Origin of the sequence: Escherichia marmotae, from assembly GCF_002900365.1 — a bacterium.
In the GTDB taxonomy this organism is placed as follows: Bacteria; Pseudomonadota; Gammaproteobacteria; order Enterobacterales; family Enterobacteriaceae; genus Escherichia; species Escherichia marmotae.
Genome location: NZ_CP025979.1, coordinates 831,198 through 846,193 on the forward strand (window position 1 = coordinate 831,198; position 14,996 = coordinate 846,193).

Here is a 14,996-nt window from a genome sequence, read left to right on the forward strand (position 1 = left end):
GGAGAACGAGCATGAACCTTGAAGCTTTACCAAAATATTACTCCCCAAAATCTCCAAAATTGAGTGATGACGCACCGGCGACAGGCTCGGGTGGTTTAACAATAACAGATGTGATGGCTGCGCAGGGGATGGTGCAGTCGAAAGCTCCGCTTGGTTTTGCCTTATTCCTGGCAAAAGTTGGTGTTCAGGATCCTCAGTTTGCGATTGAAGGTCTGCTCAATTACGCGATGGCAATGGATAATCCGACATTGAACAAATTGAGTGAAGAAATCCGGTTACAGATCATCCCTTACCTTGTGAATTTTGCCTTTGCTGATTATTCCAGGTCTGCGGCAAGTAAGGCTCGCTGTGAGTATTGTGCTGGTACTGGATTTCATAATGTATTGCGCGAAGTGGTGAAACACTCCAGAAGTGGGGAATCTGTTATCAAGGAAGAGTGGGTGAAGGAACTATGTCAGCATTGCCATGGTAAGGGAGAAGTCAGCACAGCGTGCAGAGGGTGTAAGGGGAAAGGTATTGTCCTGGATGAAAAAAGAACCCAGCTTCATAGCACGCCTGTTTATAAGGTTTGTGGGCGTTGCAATGGAAACCGGTTTAGTCGTTTACCAACGACACTGGCGCGGTGTCATGTCCAGAAGCTGGTACCAGACCTGACGGATTATCAGTGGTACAAAGGATATGCAGATGTCATTGATAAACTGGTTACAAAGTGCTGGCAGGAAGAAGCATATGCTGAGGTGCAATTAAGAAAAGTGACGAGATAAATGATTTTCACCGAACGATGGCGACATAACGATTGTATTTTCTAAGGAAACGTGCAAAGAGTTTTCCAATGATGAGCCTTATATGCATACCGGTGGAAAATATCAATAAGCCGCGCAGAGTGGTTTTTTTGTGGACATAAACTTTGTGCAGAACGGTAACCATTATGGTTGCCGTGAATGCAGTTTTTTTACATTGCTGGCTTTTTTAGATTTGTGTTAGTTATTGATATTAACAAGAAGGGGAAAAGACATGCTAAAACGGCAGGATATGAAGGAAACGGTTATGCGTGAATGTTCCAGTGTGATTAACCATATCATCTGGAGAAGCCATCCTGATGCAGGGAAGAGGTAACAGTAACGCGCATCAATCAGGCTGCAAATAAATGGCTTACGCCGGAAATCTGGCTATCGATGTATTACCGGTTTGTTACCCATGAAGAAAATTAAGGTGATAACGAAACTGATTTTATTGGTGTCTTGTCAGAGTGTTGCGATGAAACTTGTGTTGGCAGTGCAGGGAAAACAGTAGGATGAAAATTATAAATTGCTTTAAATGAGCTTGATTTTCCTCATGTTATGAGATATTTGTCTTATATTGCTGGTTAATTATGAAAATTTTTGTAAATCTACAGCAATAAAATCCATATTAATTAAAGCACTAGATGCGTTTCTGATTTGTGCATGAAACATACATATCATAATGATTAATTGCATCTATAATTACAGATACAGCATTGTGCTGTTAAAAAACTGGAGTCCCCATGAATACATTATATGTAAGTGATTCAAATGAAAAATCTCATGACAGGAATAAAAACAATGAGGATAGTAAGGGTAAGGATAATAAAAAAGACAACCGGAAAGAGTAAATAATCTTTCCTGCATAAAAATACTAGGGTGGAATATGTCAGAACATCCAGATTTTGATGACCGTAAGCCTGATGATGAGCCCGTTGAGCGTCCTGATGAGGGGCAACCATTGAACCCTTTTTCACCGGATGATAAAAGAGATCCTATTATTTAGATATAGCAGAATATAGCCGTTTAAAGTAGGTTGTGTTTTGTTGCTATCCTTAAACCACCTCCACAGGAGGTGGTTTTTTACTAATGGAACATTAATTGGCAGATGTGATTGTGTACGACTTATGGGAGGCTTAAGATTATTTTCTGCCAATAATAAAACCAAGCGTTAACCCTATGCTTAGAGCAACCACCACGCTAGTCAGTGGATAATTTCTAAATTTATCTTTAACGTTTTCTTTGTCTCCCTGCAAAGCATCGTCAGCACATGATGCATATTTTTTGACAGTATTAACTATTTCGTTTTCAGATTGATTTGAAGTCATGTTTGAAGTCCTGATGTTAAGTGGCTTTTTAATTATAGCAGATATGCTTTCAATGATAGGGCGGAGAGTTGTTATTGAGGTGATACTATGACCACTCAATCAACATTACATAAAATGACGTTTACTCCTGTTTGGCACAGTAGCAGAATTTTGCTTCTGCTACTGAAGTCGCTTTAGCACTAGAATATGCAGATGGATAAAGCAGTTCAGCGTATGTACTGCGTCATGCATATCGGTCTTGCAGATATGACGAGAAGGGGAGACAAGGTGTGTGTAATGTAGAAGTCTTTAAAGTGCTGTCTGGGATAACTCTATGCTGAAGTGCAATTGATAAAAGTAACACGATAAAGGTTTTTCAATGAAGATGGTAACCTGATGCTTGCATTTTTCAAAAAATATGGATAAAATTTTTTCAACGATGGGCTTTGTATACCCGACGTTAAGAAAAAGTAGAAAACCCGCTGATGAGCGGGTTTTGTGCTTTAAATGGGGCAATGGTAATGTTGAATCTCATCCCGGGACTCATGTCTGTTAACTTATTATTTAGCTGGTGACTTGGTTATTTGCCTGATGTTTAAAATGTTTTCTTCCAGTACAATGTCCCTAAACACAATGAGTCTGCTTATTATATTATTAGCAGAGCTATTACGGCCAAAGTACAGCATAAGCTTTTAAAGCCAATCAACCAGTCATCAAGACAGACGGGGTTATTCATAAAAACTCTCCATGTGTGATCCGATGGGGCCTGAAATTAAAGCTTTAATATAGCTCATGAAAGGTAAACATTGGCAGCTGAAGGGCCACGCAGACCATTTATCCGGCAAAATTCCACGCGTAATCCGGTGGTAATTTCTTCTGCATCGCGGAGATTGAGCGCTGAAACATGAAGCTGGACATCGATACGACCATCGGATGGGGTGATAAGACCCTTGCCGCTTTTGCCGTCAAAGGTTTTGACAATTCCTGTCATTTTACGGGACAAAAAAATTCCTTAATACTGATAACTTGGCGCACTATACACACGTTCCTGAAGAAAGCTATAGTTTTTTGATGGGGTTGAAGATGGCTGGATGTCTAAAATAAACATTGCTTCATATGTTCAACTATGCGTTAATGATTGCGTCGGTTTGAAGAACAGACGATATACGAAGTAGTTTACTAAAGCAGTTCTCATTTCAGGTGTTATTCACTTATTCCTTCTTTGAGTCTCTCCAATTAAGTACGAAGTCGTTTCTGTTATACAAGCCATTTATGCCGAAAGGCTCAAGTTAAGGAATGTAGAATGTCAAATAAAATGACTGGTTTAGTAAAATGGTTTAACGCTGATAAAGGTTTTGGCTTTATTTCTCCTGTTGATGGTAGTAAAGATGTGTTTGTGCATTTTTCTGCGATTCAGAATGATAATTTTCGAACCTTATTTGAAGGTCAAAAGGTTACCTTCTCTGTAGAGAGTGGTGCTAAAGGTCCTGCAGCAGCAAATGTCATAATTACTGATTAAAATTAATAGTTTGTCTGTATACGATAACGAAGAAGGCTGATGCCTGAGTGGAGATACAGACAGAGTGGTGAATATTGGATCTCTTTAATAAATAGTAAGGAGATCCAATACATGAAACAATGACCAGCATATTTGGCAATAACTTAATCAGGAAAAGTATGCTAACCATTGTGGTGAAGTGCAGGTTTGCTGCATGAATAGTTTTACAGCAGAAGCTAACTGCTAGCATAGCAAAACAAAGTGCGTAAGTGGATGACTCCCACAAAAAGCACCACAATATTAAACCCGCTCAGGCGGGTTTTTTATTGTCTGCTTTAAATATGTTATTAAAATATAAAAAATACTTGTTACGAATAAAATCAATCAAGCTACAGCTTTAAGATTTGTCTGGAATACTTTGTTGCAATGAGGGCAGATCAAAAGAGCACCTTTTTGTACTCTTGAAAAACTGTGTTCTGACTCTTGGGTGCAGTTTGGGCAGGAACATTTAACGAGATAATTACGGCGTGATTTTGAGTCTTTACGTTCTGACATAGGCTTTTCCTGTATAAATGGCCGTATACAGTACACTAAATATGAAAACATATCTCGTATTATTATTTAATATATGATTTTCTTTTAAAATAATTACCCACATTTTTAATGTGTCTGTTTTTTAGCGCCGTTGAGAACAACGTTTGCTATAAAAACTAACCCATAGACTCCGATCTTTTCAAACATATTGCACCATCTGTGTACATCGGGGTGAGGATATGAAATCAATGGATAAGTTAACAACAGGTATCGCCTATGGCACATCGGCTGGTAATGCTGGTTTCTGGGCATTGCAGTTACTCGATAAAGTAACTCCGTCACAGTGGGCTGCAATCGGTGTGCTGGGTAGTCTGGTTTTTGGCCTGCTGACATATCTGACAAACCTTTATTTCAAGATTAAAGAAGACAGGCGTAAGGTTGCGAGAAGAGAGTAATCCAATGACACAAGTCTATGAACTGGTTGTGAAAGGAGTCCGCAATTTTGAGAATAAAGTGGCGGTAACTGTAGCCTTACGGGACAAAAAACGCTTTGACGGTGAAATTTTTGACCTGGACATCTCGCTGGACCGTGTTGAAGGTGCCGCGCTGGAGTTTTATGAGGCAGCAGCGAGAAGGAGCATTAGACAGTTCTTCCTGGATGTTGCTGCCGGGTTATGTGAAGGGGATGAGCAGTCGCCGGAAAAGCGCCCCATAATTTTAGAGGCGCAGAATGTGTGGATAACCTACAAAGGAAAGCTACCGGGAAGAATTACTGGTTCTCTGAAGACGCCACCGACGGCATTGCGGTCAGAAAAAGATGATATTGAATCGCCCATTGAAAAACTGGAGGGCAGCGTCGCTGATCTGAATAAAAAATTGTCGGTGCTGATTCCTTCTGAAGATGAAAAAAAACGCCGCGATGAGCAGTTTGCGGCGTTTTACGATTATTGCATTGAAGTTACTCGCAGGAATTTTGTGAAGATTTTTGAGGAGGGTAAATCTCTTCAGTAAGCTTAATGGCAGACGCTGCAATTAATTCAGGAAGGTCCGCAAGGTCATCTGTCAGTGGATATGATGAAAAATCGGCGGCAGTTCTGTTAAGAAGCGCTTTAACTAATTCCTTTTCCTTCTCCGGCAACAAGTTGATTAGAGCTACGACTGCTTGCCTGAGTGCGATTAAATCAGCAAAAGTTTGTTTTGGTAGATTTGTGTAATCCATAGTCACCTCTGTGTTTATCAGATTGACATCCTCCTCCCGCCAGTGCCCATCACTGGCGAGGTAAGATTTAACATATCCGGGGATTTGAAGCCGATAAATCCTGATAAATATCCATGAACGTAAAAATCAGATACAGCCTGTCGGCTGCTGTTCTGGCACTGATTGCCGCCAGTGCTCCTGCCCCTGACATTCTCGATCAGTTTCTGGATGAAAAAGAGGGGAATCACACCACTGCATACCGCGATGGCTCCGGCATATGGACCATCTGTCGGGGAGCAACGATGGTGGACGGTAAACCTGTTATTCCGGGAATGAAACTGTCGAAGGAAAAATGCGCCCAGGTTAACGCCATTGAGCGGGATAAGGCGCTGGCATGGGTGGAGCGCAATATAAAAGTTCCACTGACCGAGCCACAGAAAGCCGGTATCGCGTCATTCTGTCCCTATAACATTGGCCCTGGTAAGTGTTTTCCGTCGACGTTTTATAAGCGGCTTAATGCCGGTGATCGTAAAGGCGCATGCGAGGCGATTCGCTGGTGGATAAAGGACGGTGGACGTGATTGCCGCATTCGTTCAAATAATTGTTACGGTCAGGTTATTCGTCGTGACCAGGAGAGTGCATTAACCTGCTGGGGGATAGAACAGTGAATCAGATATTCACGGTGATTTTGCTCGTGTTGGTAGGATTTGTCGTAGGTAATGTCTGGAGCGACAGAGGATGGCAAAAAAAATGGGCGGAGCGTGATGCTGCCGAATTATCTCAAGAGGTAAATGTCCAATTTGCTGCTCGAATAATTGAACAGGGGCGAACTATATCCCGTGATGAGGCTGTTAAAGATGCACAACAGAAAGCCGCTGAAATTTCTGCCAGGGCTGCTGATCTGTCTGATAGTGTTAACCAGCTGCGTGCCGAAGCAACAAAATATGCCATACGCCTTGACGCAGCGCAGCATACCGCAAATCTTGCCGCTGCCGTCAGAGGCAAAACAACCAAAGCCGCCGAAGGAATGCTCACCAACATGCTCGGAGATATTGCAGCAGAAGCTCAGCTTTATGCTGAAATTGCTGACAAACGCTACATCGCAGGAGTGACTTGTCAACGGATTTATGAATCTTTAAGAGATAAAAAATATCAGATGTAGATTAATATTAAATCGGATTATTTTTAGCGCTGAATGTGAAATTTAAATAAAAAGGACTCTTCCATGAGTCAAAATCCTTGAAATCTTAAGGGTAAGATAAAAGGTCATTAGACAGAATGACACGTTTTATTAATAAATAAAGCTATTGTTTCATTCGTGTGTTTTTCTTTACAAAAGTAATCCTTGCTATGGTTGGTTAATCATGCGTTAATGGTGTTCTGGTTTGTTACAAAATTATCTGAAGCAGTCATTGTTATAATTTTATTATTTGTACCTCTTGAGATTTCCTTGTTGGTTTTTCTCTCTGATATTTTTTTTCGGACCATTCTGCCCAAGGGCTAACTTCTTCAAAAGGTAATAATGATGTCTAACAAAATGACTGGTTTAGTGAAATGGTTTAACCCTGAAAAAGGTTTTGGTTTCATCACGCCGAAAGATGGTAGCAAAGATGTGTTTGTCCATTTCTCAGCTATTCAGAGCAACGATTTCAAAACGTTAACTGAGAATCAGGAAGTCGAATTTGGTATTGAGAACGGACCTAAAGGCCCCGCGGCTGTTCATGTTGTGGCACTTTGAGGTAGAAAATATTACAAACCATATTCACTTTAGATGCCCGTGTTGCCATGGTTCTCAGTATAGAACATCATCTTTTGATGTTTCTGACAGGAATCCTTTCGGGGCAAAATGTATCTTTTGTAAATCAATGATGATTACATTTGATAATATTTCACAATACTTAAATGTTAGCCGTCTGTCGTTAGATTTAAGAAAGTGAAAATGAAGGCTCCTTCGGGAGCTTTTTTGCTTAGTGTCTAGTCGATGGATACTCACATATTACGGTAACATTATGAAAAAAATAATAGTTTTTTTTAACTCTGAACCAGCAATGGTAGTGCCAGTGATGACCGGAGTTAACACCATCATGCGTGAATATCCAAATGGCGAAACAACACACCTCACTGTAATGGCTGCAGGGTTTCCATCTCTGACCGGAGATCATAAAGTCATTTATGTAGCAGCGGATCGACATGTAACTTCAGAAGAAATTCTGGAAGCAGCAATGAGACTCTTGAATTGATTTGATTCTAATGCATTGATAATAAATGATAGTCATCTTTATCTGTTTGTGTGAAATTTAGACCGTCGTATGTTGATTATTGCGATGTTTCATCTTATCTTTTATACGTTTGCTCCATATAATTGACACTACTGTGTACCAGGAAAGTCATAACAGACTAAAAGAGGAAATGATGAACATTGAAGAGTTAAAAACAAAAACAGAAGCAGATATTTCTGAATATATAACAAAAAAATCATTGAGCTTAAGAAAAAGACCGGGAAAGAAGTTACCAGTATCCAGTTTACTGCACGGGAAAAAATGACTGGTCTTGAAAGCTATGATATCAAGATTGATTTAATCTAGTATGTTTATAGTATTAGCATCAATTTCTCATCAGATGCTATTCAACAATACAAATTACCCATAAACCTCGTTTTTACGGGGTTTTGTTATATTTAAACATTACCGAATAGGTATAAATCTCGATTGTCGATGGTATTGGTTGTGTGACAATACCTAGTCTTTCCGGTATGCCTGAAGAGAATACAAACGACAGATTATGTAAGGGAAACGCGCTGAAACTTTCACTCTTTCATGCTGAGTGATTTGACGTTATATTTTTAGCCGCAAGTGAAGAGCAAACGCATGGAGCGACAAAATGCATAAAGATCAATACACTGATGCCCCCTCCCAGGAGCAGGTTCGTGTAAAAACTATGCTTAATAGCACCATTTCGATGGGTTACCCGGATGTTGTAATTGCATGTATAGAACATCAAGTGTCTCTGGAAGCATTCAGGGCAATTGAGGCCGCGTTAGTAAAGCACGATAAGAATACGAAGGATTATTCCCTGGTGGTTGACTGATCACCATAACTGCTAACCATTCTGACCATTTCACAAGTGACAGAGTCAATATCGTATTCTGTCACTGTCAGGCTAATACAGTACTGCAATTCAACTACAGCAATGCCTCGTATTTAGGTGAATTTACAATATCGTCCAGTTCGGATGCCGGCTGCATTTCTGAAGATAAGGCATTTCGGTTCTCGTATTTTCCCCTCATGCTCGTCAGTCCTGCGCGTAGTAAGAAACAGGACACTCACACTAATTTGTGTGGGCATGCTGTGATGTCCTTCTGAATTATCCCCATGCCATTATGTAAAGCTCTGTTACAGATGCTCGTCACGGTTGTCAGGCTGTCGGGTCCTCCCAGTGGGGGGCCCTGCCACGGGGCGGGAGCGTCGCGGAAAAAGGCTAGTTTTTGCATTTCCATGGCGGCGGCAGCATGTTTGGTAATTTATTGATAATTAAAAGTTATTTCTCTTTTCACCTGTACAATATTTTTTTCTCCCTGTCATTAGACCAGTTTACAATTAATTGAAATATATAAATAAACATGATTTTCACCTGCCAGATGGAGTTGCTTATGTCAAATGTGAGCGGGATCGGTGATGCTTATTACTGGAGTGTTTTTAAAATCGCTGAGGCCTTTGGGCTTCACCGGGACACAGTAAAAAAACGGCTTCTCGCGGCCAACACTCCTGTGGCTGCGACTGTCAGGGGGAACCCCGTTTACGCCCTGCAGCATGTCGGGCCAGCCCTGTTTAGTGTGAAGCATGAGGCAGCAGACTCTGTTCATGATCCATCCCGTATGGAGCCGAAAGAGAGAAAGGACTGGTACCAGTCTGAAAATGAAAGGATCAAGCTGGAAAAGGAGCAGCGAAAACTCATCCCCGTTGATGAAGTAGTCATCGTCTATTCGTCCATGAGAAAGGCTGTCGTCCAGGTTCTGGAGACAATTCCGGATGTTCTTGAACGCGATTGCGCCCTGACTCCTCAGGCCGTCGGCGTTGTACAGCAGGCAATTGATGACCTGCGATACACTCTTCAGGAAAAATCCTACGAGGCTTGTGCTGCTGAATTAATTCCTGATGAGGAAGGAGAGAGTCTCTAGGAGGAATAATGGGTTTTTCATCAGCCCGAAATTTGGGAAGGGACATATCGGCAGGATTTTCCCCACCACGTCGCATGCCGATTTCGGAGGCTGTAAAAAAATTCATGCGTGTTCCCAAGGGGGCTGGTAACTCGGTGCCATGGGATCCTGAACTGACACCCTACATCATTGAGCCCATGAACTGCCTGGCATCGCGTGAATACGATGCGGTGATTTTTGTTGGTCCTGCGCGAACAGGGAAGACCATTGGTCTGATCGATGGATGGATTGTCTATACCATCGTTTGCGATCCTTCGGACATGCTCGTTGTGCAGATGACCGAAGATAAGGCCCGCGAGCATTCTAAAAAGCGCCTCGACAGAACGTTCAGAAGCAGTGCGGCGGTAAAGAAAAGAATGAGTCCACGTCGTAACGACAATAATGTCCATGATAAGACGTTCAGGGATGGCTCGTTCCTTAAAATTGGTTGGCCCTCGGTCAACATTATGTCGTCGTCGGATTACCGGTTTGTCGCCTTAACCGATTACGACCGTTTTCCGGAGAATATCGACAGCGAGGGTGATGGTTTCTCCCTGGCCTCAAAACGTACCACCACATTTATGTCCGCCGGGATGACTCTGGTGGAGAGCTCGCCGGGACGTGACATCTGCGACAGCAAATGGCGACGTAAGTCGCCTCATGAAGCGCCACCGACGACTGGTATTCTTTCCCTTTACAATCGTGGTGACCGCCGCCGCTGGTACTGGTCATGTCCGCACTGCGGTGAATATTTTCAGCCAGCCATGGATGCCATGACCGGCTACCGTAATGAACCGGATCCCTTTAAAGCCAGTGAGGCGGCGTATCTACTTTGCCCGCACTGCAGCGGCATTATCACTGCGGAGAAAAAGCGTGAGCTCAATAGTGCAGGAGTCTGGTTGCGTGAAGGTCAGGTCATTGATCGTAACGGCAACGTTTCCGGTGAACCGCGCCGCTCCCGTATCGCCAGTTTCTGGATGGAAGGGCCAGCTGCTGCGTATCAGACCTGGGCGCAACTGGTTTACAAATTACTGACTGCAGAACAGGAGTATGAAGCGACAGGAAGCGAAGAAACACTCAGGGCGGTTATCAACACCGACTGGGGATTGCCTTATCTTCCTCGTGCCAGCATGGAGCAACGAAAAAGTGAACTGCTTGAGCAGCGGGCAGAGCCAGTTCCTTCCCGCAGTGTGCCGGATGGCATTAATTTCCTTGTGGCGACAGTGGATGTGCAGGCGGGACGTCATCGCCGTTTTGTGGTTCAGGTAACGGGCTATGGCAGTCGTGGCGAACGCTGGATTATTGATCGTTACAACATCACGCAGTCATTGCGCAGTGACTGCGACGGGGAGAGCCAGCGAATTGATCCGGCCAGCTATCCAGAAGACTGGGATGTCCTGCTGACGGATGTTTTTCATAAAAGCTGGCCGCTGGCCTCCGATCCTTCTCAACAAATGCGACTGATGGCAATGGCGGTGGACTCCGGCGGTGAAGACGGGGTCACTGATAATGCCTATAAATTCTGGCGTCGTTGCCGTCGTGATGGCCTTGGTAAACGTATTTACCTGTTTAAGGGTGACAGCATCCGGCGCGCAAAACTGATCAGCCGTACATTCCCTGATAACACCGGACGAACGGGCCGCCGGGCGCAGGCCGCAGGTGATGTGCCGCTCTGGCTTCTTCAGACGGATGCCCTGAAAGACCGGGTGAATAACGCGTTATGGCGTGACTCGCCAGGTCCAGGCTATGTGCATTTCCCTGACTGGCTGGGGAGCTGGTTTTACGACGAACTGACGTATGAAGAGCGGAGCAGTGACGGGAAATGGAGTAAGCCGGGTCGCGGTGCCAACGAAGCTTTTGACCTGATGGTGTATGCCGAGGCTCTGGTCATTCTGCATGGATACGAAAAGATCCGCTGGCCGGATGCACCGGAGTGGGCGAGCCGGGAAACCTGGCTGGAGTGTGTCCAGGACAGTACCGAACCGTCATCCTCACCGGAACCGGTATCCACGCCTATTAAAAAACAAAAACGGAAGAAAACAGTAACTGACGATGTTAACCCCTGGCTGACTTCCGGAGGATGGTTATGAACCAGAATGATATCGAAGCCATGATTCAGCGTTATACGGAAGCTGAAATGGCGGTGCTGGACGGAAAATCCGTCACTTTTAATGGTCAGCAGATGACCATGGAAAACTTATCTGAGATCCGGCAGGGGCGGCAGGAGTGGGAGCGCCGCCTTGCGGCTCTGATTACACGACGACGGGGGCATCCCGGGTACCGGCTGGCGAGGTTCTGATGGCAATTCTTGATGATGTGATTGGCGTTTTTTCACCAGGATGGAAAGCGGCAAGGCTGCGTTCCCGTGCGGTGATCCAGGCTTATGAGGCCGTAAAAACGACGCGGACACACAAAGCCCGACGGGAGAACCGAACTGCCGACCAGTTAAGCCAGTACGGGGCCGTGTCGTTACGTGAGCAGGCCCGTTACCTTGATAACAACCACGATCTGGTCATTGGTGTATTTGACAAGCTGGAAGAACGGGTGGTGGGGAAAAGACCGGTGATGCCGTGGATTGACCCTGTTAAGGAGGCTGAGGCCTGGAAAATTCAGATTCGTGGTGGAGCGGCGACAGAATCAGACTGGGTACGTGCAGGTGGTCGTAATCCAGATGATGTCAAACGTCGGCGCAAGGCCGAAATTGATGAAAACCGCAAGCTGGATCTGGTATTTGATACCGATCCGGCCAGTGATAAAGGAGGCAGCAGTGCCGCAACGAAACGACAGGAGCCGCAGCACACCGACGACCAGTCCGAAGAATAATTCCTGGTTCAGGATGCAGGCAGGTCACCAGAGTGACGCGGATATTTATATTTATGACGAGATTGGTTTCTGGGGTGTTACGGCGAAGCAGTTTATCAGTGATCTGAATGCACTGGGCGATATCACCCACATTAATCTCCATATTAATTCACCGGGTGGCGATGTCTTTGAAGGCATCGCCATTTTTAATGCACTGAAAACACATGGTGCGTCCATTACCGTTTATGTCGACGGTGTGGCGGCGTCAATGGCGTCGGTCATTGCGATGGTGGGAAACCCGGTCATTATGCCGGAAAACTCCTTCATGATGATTCATAAACCATTTGGATTTACGGGCGGTGATGCGGAGGACATGCGCACCTATGCCGACCTGCTCGATAAAGTTGAGGCGGTTCTGTTACCCGCTTATGCACAGAAAACCGGGAAAACCACCGATGAAATTGCTGCCATGCTGGCGGATGAGACCTGGATGTCCGGTGCCGAATGTCTGGCACAGGGATTTGCTGATCAGGTGACACCAGCCGTTAAGGCAATGGCATGTATTCAGTCAAAACGTACAGAGGAATTTAAAAAGATGCCGGAATCCATTCGAAACATGATTACTCCGCCACGCAACAGTGCTCCACGCGTACAGGATGATGAACCTGCAGCCTCCCGGACGCCAGTGCAGGCAGCAGCACCCGTGGTGGATGAAAACAGTATCCGTGCGCAGGTACTGGCAGAGCAAAAAGCGCGTGTAAACGGTATTAATGATCTGTTTGCCATGTTTGGCGGGCGTTATCAGACGCTGCAGGCCCAGTGTCTTGCCGATCCTGAATGTTCGCTGGAGCAGGCCCGTGAAAAGCTGTTGAACGAGATGGGGCGCGAGTCCACGCCATCCAATAAAAATACCCCGGCTCATATTTATGCCGGTAACGGTAATTTTGTGGGGGACGGGATTCGCCAGGCGCTGATGGCGCGTGCCGGATTTGAAAAAACCGAACGTGATAATGTCTACAACGGGATGACCCTGCGTGAATATGCCCGTATGTCACTAACTGAACGGGGTATTGGGGTTTCCGGTTATAACCCGATGCAGATGGTCGGTGCGGCGTTCACACACAGTACGTCTGACTTCGGTAATATTCTGCTGGATGTTGCGAACAAAGCCATTCTGCAGGGCTGGGAAGATGCCCCTGAAACCTATGAACAGTGGACGCGGAAAGGTCAGTTGTCTGATTTTAAAATTGCCCATCGTGTGGGTATGGGGGGCTTCAGTGCTCTGCGTCAGGTGCGTGAAGGGGCGGAATATAAATACGTCACCACCGGAGATAAACAGGCCACTATTGCACTGGCGACCTATGGCGAGCTGTTCAGTATCACCCGTCAGGCCATTATCAATGATGATCTGAATATGCTGACCGATGTCCCGATGAAACTGGGCCGTGCGGCGAAATCCACTATTGCCGATCTGGTTTATGCCATTCTGACGTCTAACCCGAAAATCTCCACAGATAATGTAAGTCTGTTCGATAAAGCGAAACATGCAAACGTACTGGAGAGCGCTGCAATGGACGTGGCATCGCTGGATAAAGCCCGCCAGTTGATGCGCGTTCAGAAAGAGGGGGAGCGTCATCTGAATATTCGTCCTGCGTTCGTACTGGTACCGACGGCGATGGAGTCTGTTGCTAACCAGGTCATTCGCTCCTCAAGTGTCAAGGGGGCTGACATTAACGCCGGTATTATTAACCCGGTGAAAGATTTTGCGACCGTTATTGCAGAGCCTCGTCTTGATGATAACAGCCAGACCACCTTCTACCTGGCTGCGTCAAAAGGCTCCGATACGATTGAAGTGGCTTATCTCAACGGTGTGGATACGCTATATATTGATCAGATGGAGGGCTTCAGTGTGGATGGCGTGACAACGAAAGTGCGTATTGACGCCGGTGTCGCGCCAGTTGATCACCGCGGTCTGGTGAAATGTACGGCGTAAACGTCGCAGACAACAACTCTGATGGCCCGTAAGGGCTTTTTTTGTACCTGAAATCAGCCCCTGAACGGGGCTGTGCGGAGACAGTTATGGCAAAGAATTTTGTAGAAGAAGGAAAAACGGTGGCGATTGTTGCCAGTGCAGCCATCAGCAGCGGAGATCTGGTGCAGGTGGGCGATGTTTTTGCGGTGGCGCTGACCGATATTCCACAGGGTGAAACAGGCGACGGCATGACCGAAGGTGTGTTTATGCTGCCTAAGCTGAAAACGGATGACATGAAAACGGGTAAGAAGGTTTATCTGAAGTCCGGAAAAGTTCAGCTGACTAACAGCGGCTCTGATCCGCTGGTCGGGGTTGTCTGGGCAGATGCCGGAACCAGTGCAGAAGAAGTGCCGGTAAAACTCAATGTCTGATCCCTTTTCCCGGCTGGCAGCGCGTATGGATGCTATCACGGTTAGAAAGATGGGAAAGACAGCCTCGATTAATGATGTCGATATGACTGTGATCCCGGGAGAAACACTGGCAGAGCTGAATGCTCTGTCCGGACCTGCGGTCTCTCTGGTGGTGTTTTCTTCGGGATACCGCCCACGGCGCGGGGATCGCGTTGTTTATGACGGACAACAATGGACGGTCACACGGAATGAACGCTTTAACGGTAAGCCAATGATCTTTATTGAGTAAAGAGGTGTG

21 protein-coding genes and 3 pseudogenes are annotated in these 14,996 nt (G+C 45.4%); 19 read left to right on the forward strand and 5 right to left on the reverse strand.

The features are described 5' to 3' along the window. The first annotated feature begins 11 nt into the window (after positions 1–11). A complete protein-coding gene (locus tag C1192_RS04515) occupies positions 12–764 on the forward strand; it encodes an antitermination protein (RefSeq protein WP_038355899.1) in 753 nt (250 codons plus the stop codon). 1,160 nt (positions 765–1,924) lie between these two features. On the opposite strand, the gene C1192_RS04520 is transcribed toward C1192_RS04515, so the two are convergent. From C1192_RS04520 to cspF, 3 genes are all read right to left on the reverse strand, one after another. After that, positions 1,925–2,110, reverse strand: coding sequence for a hypothetical protein (locus C1192_RS04520; protein WP_038355900.1), 186 nt, complete (start codon positions 2,108–2,110; stop codon positions 1,925–1,927). 625 nt (positions 2,111–2,735) lie between these two features. Next, positions 2,736–2,825: a hypothetical protein gene (locus tag C1192_RS25060; RefSeq protein WP_120795389.1), complete on the reverse strand. Its 90-nt coding sequence runs from the start codon at positions 2,823–2,825 to the stop codon at positions 2,736–2,738. A 54-nt stretch (positions 2,826–2,879) separates the two neighbouring features. Then, positions 2,880–3,092 carry a cold shock-like protein CspF gene (cspF, locus tag C1192_RS04525; RefSeq protein WP_000087756.1) on the reverse strand — a complete coding sequence of 71 codons (213 nt, stop codon included), beginning with the start codon at positions 3,090–3,092 and terminating at the stop codon, positions 2,880–2,882. A 300-nt stretch (positions 3,093–3,392) separates the two neighbouring features. Here cspF and cspB point away from each other — a divergent pair, with 300 nt between their 5' ends. Then, complete coding sequence (gene cspB, locus C1192_RS04530; RefSeq protein ID WP_000066482.1) at positions 3,393–3,608, forward strand: cold shock-like protein CspB; 216 nt, start codon at positions 3,393–3,395, stop codon at positions 3,606–3,608. Positions 3,609–3,971: 363 nt separating this feature from the next. Here cspB and ynfU read toward each other — a convergent pair whose 3' ends face one another. Beyond that, positions 3,972–4,142, reverse strand: coding sequence for a putative zinc-binding protein YnfU (gene ynfU / locus C1192_RS25455; protein WP_001405948.1), 171 nt, complete (start codon positions 4,140–4,142; stop codon positions 3,972–3,974). A 218-nt stretch (positions 4,143–4,360) separates the two neighbouring features. Here ynfU and C1192_RS04535 point away from each other — a divergent pair, with 218 nt between their 5' ends. Further along, the gene (locus C1192_RS04535; protein WP_000839581.1) at positions 4,361–4,576 is read left to right on the forward strand and encodes a class II holin family protein; all 216 of its coding nucleotides are present in this window, start codon (positions 4,361–4,363) and stop codon (positions 4,574–4,576) included. 4 nt (positions 4,577–4,580) lie between these two features. After that, a pseudogene (locus C1192_RS25610) lies at positions 4,581–4,916 on the forward strand (YdfR family protein); the annotation flags it as partial. Positions 4,917–5,079: 163 nt separating this feature from the next. Here C1192_RS25610 and C1192_RS04545 read toward each other — a convergent pair. After that, positions 5,080–5,340, reverse strand: coding sequence for a hypothetical protein (locus C1192_RS04545; protein WP_001306174.1), 261 nt, complete (start codon positions 5,338–5,340; stop codon positions 5,080–5,082). A 113-nt stretch (positions 5,341–5,453) separates the two neighbouring features. Here C1192_RS04545 and C1192_RS04550 point away from each other — a divergent pair, with 113 nt between their 5' ends. From C1192_RS04550 to C1192_RS04620, 15 genes and pseudogenes are all read left to right on the forward strand, one after another. Continuing rightward, positions 5,454–5,987 (forward strand): lysozyme, encoded by a 534-nt coding sequence (locus C1192_RS04550; RefSeq protein ID WP_001101173.1) that lies wholly within the window; start codon positions 5,454–5,456, stop codon positions 5,985–5,987. Continuing rightward, positions 5,984–6,481, forward strand: a complete 498-nt coding sequence (locus tag C1192_RS04555) for a DUF2514 domain-containing protein (protein ID WP_001071778.1) — start codon at positions 5,984–5,986, stop codon at positions 6,479–6,481. Before C1192_RS04550 ends, C1192_RS04555 begins: the two co-directional genes overlap by 4 nt. A 363-nt stretch (positions 6,482–6,844) precedes the next feature. Continuing rightward, positions 6,845–7,057 (forward strand): cold shock protein CspI, encoded by a 213-nt coding sequence (gene cspI / locus C1192_RS04560; RefSeq protein ID WP_000066495.1) that lies wholly within the window; start codon positions 6,845–6,847, stop codon positions 7,055–7,057. 10 nt (positions 7,058–7,067) lie between these two features. Beyond that, positions 7,068–7,256, forward strand: a complete 189-nt coding sequence (gene ymcF, locus C1192_RS04565) for a cold shock small protein YmcF (protein ID WP_071528545.1) — start codon at positions 7,068–7,070, stop codon at positions 7,254–7,256. A 2-nt stretch (positions 7,257–7,258) separates the two neighbouring features. Beyond that, a pseudogene (locus C1192_RS25615) lies at positions 7,259–7,297 on the forward strand (hypothetical protein). Between the two features lie 31 nt (positions 7,298–7,328). Continuing rightward, complete coding sequence (gene ynfN / locus C1192_RS04570) at positions 7,329–7,559, forward strand: protein YnfN (protein WP_000720960.1); 231 nt, start codon at positions 7,329–7,331, stop codon at positions 7,557–7,559. 172 nt (positions 7,560–7,731) lie between these two features. Further along, positions 7,732–7,904: pseudogene (locus C1192_RS04575) on the forward strand (GnsA/GnsB family addiction module toxin). A 295-nt stretch (positions 7,905–8,199) separates the two neighbouring features. Further along, positions 8,200–8,406: a hypothetical protein gene (locus tag C1192_RS04580; RefSeq protein ID WP_000548593.1), complete on the forward strand. Its 207-nt coding sequence runs from the start codon at positions 8,200–8,202 to the stop codon at positions 8,404–8,406. A gap of 562 nt (positions 8,407–8,968) precedes the next feature. Beyond that, positions 8,969–9,496 (forward strand): DUF1441 family protein, encoded by a 528-nt coding sequence (locus C1192_RS04590; protein ID WP_001389340.1) that lies wholly within the window; start codon positions 8,969–8,971, stop codon positions 9,494–9,496. An 8-nt stretch (positions 9,497–9,504) separates the two neighbouring features. Continuing rightward, positions 9,505–11,604, forward strand: coding sequence for a phage terminase large subunit family protein (locus C1192_RS04595; protein ID WP_052463074.1), 2,100 nt, complete (start codon positions 9,505–9,507; stop codon positions 11,602–11,604). Next, the gene (locus C1192_RS04600; RefSeq protein WP_001072975.1) at positions 11,601–11,813 is read left to right on the forward strand and encodes a DUF6148 family protein; all 213 of its coding nucleotides are present in this window, start codon (positions 11,601–11,603) and stop codon (positions 11,811–11,813) included. The genes C1192_RS04595 and C1192_RS04600 overlap by 4 nt, the downstream gene beginning before the upstream one ends. Then, entirely contained in the window at positions 11,813–12,337 is a 525-nt protein-coding gene (locus C1192_RS25065) for a hypothetical protein (RefSeq protein WP_241482983.1), read from the forward strand. The genes C1192_RS04600 and C1192_RS25065 overlap by 1 nt, the downstream gene beginning before the upstream one ends. Beyond that, positions 12,282–14,309, forward strand: coding sequence for a ClpP-like prohead protease/major capsid protein fusion protein (locus C1192_RS04610; RefSeq protein ID WP_154663975.1), 2,028 nt, complete (start codon positions 12,282–12,284; stop codon positions 14,307–14,309). The genes C1192_RS25065 and C1192_RS04610 overlap by 56 nt, the downstream gene beginning before the upstream one ends. A gap of 86 nt (positions 14,310–14,395) precedes the next feature. Next, positions 14,396–14,719 carry a DUF2190 family protein gene (locus C1192_RS04615; RefSeq protein ID WP_001097050.1) on the forward strand — a complete coding sequence of 108 codons (324 nt, stop codon included), beginning with the start codon at positions 14,396–14,398 and terminating at the stop codon, positions 14,717–14,719. Beyond that, a complete protein-coding gene (locus C1192_RS04620) occupies positions 14,712–14,987 on the forward strand; it encodes a DNA breaking-rejoining protein (protein WP_038355902.1) in 276 nt (91 codons plus the stop codon). The genes C1192_RS04615 and C1192_RS04620 overlap by 8 nt, the downstream gene beginning before the upstream one ends. The last annotated feature ends 9 nt before the right edge of the window (positions 14,988–14,996 follow it).

What these genes read in the sequence shown, in the direction of transcription:
- C1192_RS04520 (WP_038355900.1), bottom strand. Translation starts at nt 2,110, where the DNA reads ATGACTTCAAATCAATCTGAAAACGAAATAGTTAATACTGTCAAAAAA.
- C1192_RS25060 (WP_120795389.1), bottom strand. Translation starts at nt 2,825, where the DNA reads ATGAATAACCCCGTCTGTCTTGATGACTGGTTGATTGGCTTTAAAAGC.
- C1192_RS04545 (WP_001306174.1), bottom strand. Translation starts at nt 5,340, where the DNA reads ATGGATTACACAAATCTACCAAAACAAACTTTTGCTGATTTAATCGCA.
- ynfU (WP_001405948.1), bottom strand. Translation starts at nt 4,142, where the DNA reads ATGTCAGAACGTAAAGACTCAAAATCACGCCGTAATTATCTCGTTAAA.
- C1192_RS04615 (WP_001097050.1), top strand. Translation starts at nt 14,396, where the DNA reads ATGGCAAAGAATTTTGTAGAAGAAGGAAAAACGGTGGCGATTGTTGCC.
- cspB (WP_000066482.1), top strand. Translation starts at nt 3,393, where the DNA reads ATGTCAAATAAAATGACTGGTTTAGTAAAATGGTTTAACGCTGATAAA.
- C1192_RS25065 (WP_241482983.1), top strand. Translation starts at nt 11,813, where the DNA reads ATGGCAATTCTTGATGATGTGATTGGCGTTTTTTCACCAGGATGGAAA.
- C1192_RS04580 (WP_000548593.1), top strand. Translation starts at nt 8,200, where the DNA reads ATGCATAAAGATCAATACACTGATGCCCCCTCCCAGGAGCAGGTTCGT.
- C1192_RS04595 (WP_052463074.1), top strand. Translation starts at nt 9,505, where the DNA reads ATGGGTTTTTCATCAGCCCGAAATTTGGGAAGGGACATATCGGCAGGA.
- C1192_RS04515 (WP_038355899.1), top strand. Translation starts at nt 12, where the DNA reads ATGAACCTTGAAGCTTTACCAAAATATTACTCCCCAAAATCTCCAAAA.
- C1192_RS04535 (WP_000839581.1), top strand. Translation starts at nt 4,361, where the DNA reads ATGAAATCAATGGATAAGTTAACAACAGGTATCGCCTATGGCACATCG.
- C1192_RS04620 (WP_038355902.1), top strand. Translation starts at nt 14,712, where the DNA reads ATGTCTGATCCCTTTTCCCGGCTGGCAGCGCGTATGGATGCTATCACG.
- C1192_RS04600 (WP_001072975.1), top strand. Translation starts at nt 11,601, where the DNA reads ATGAACCAGAATGATATCGAAGCCATGATTCAGCGTTATACGGAAGCT.
- C1192_RS04590 (WP_001389340.1), top strand. Translation starts at nt 8,969, where the DNA reads ATGTCAAATGTGAGCGGGATCGGTGATGCTTATTACTGGAGTGTTTTT.
- C1192_RS04550 (WP_001101173.1), top strand. Translation starts at nt 5,454, where the DNA reads ATGAACGTAAAAATCAGATACAGCCTGTCGGCTGCTGTTCTGGCACTG.
- cspI (WP_000066495.1), top strand. Translation starts at nt 6,845, where the DNA reads ATGTCTAACAAAATGACTGGTTTAGTGAAATGGTTTAACCCTGAAAAA.
- ynfN (WP_000720960.1), top strand. Translation starts at nt 7,329, where the DNA reads ATGAAAAAAATAATAGTTTTTTTTAACTCTGAACCAGCAATGGTAGTG.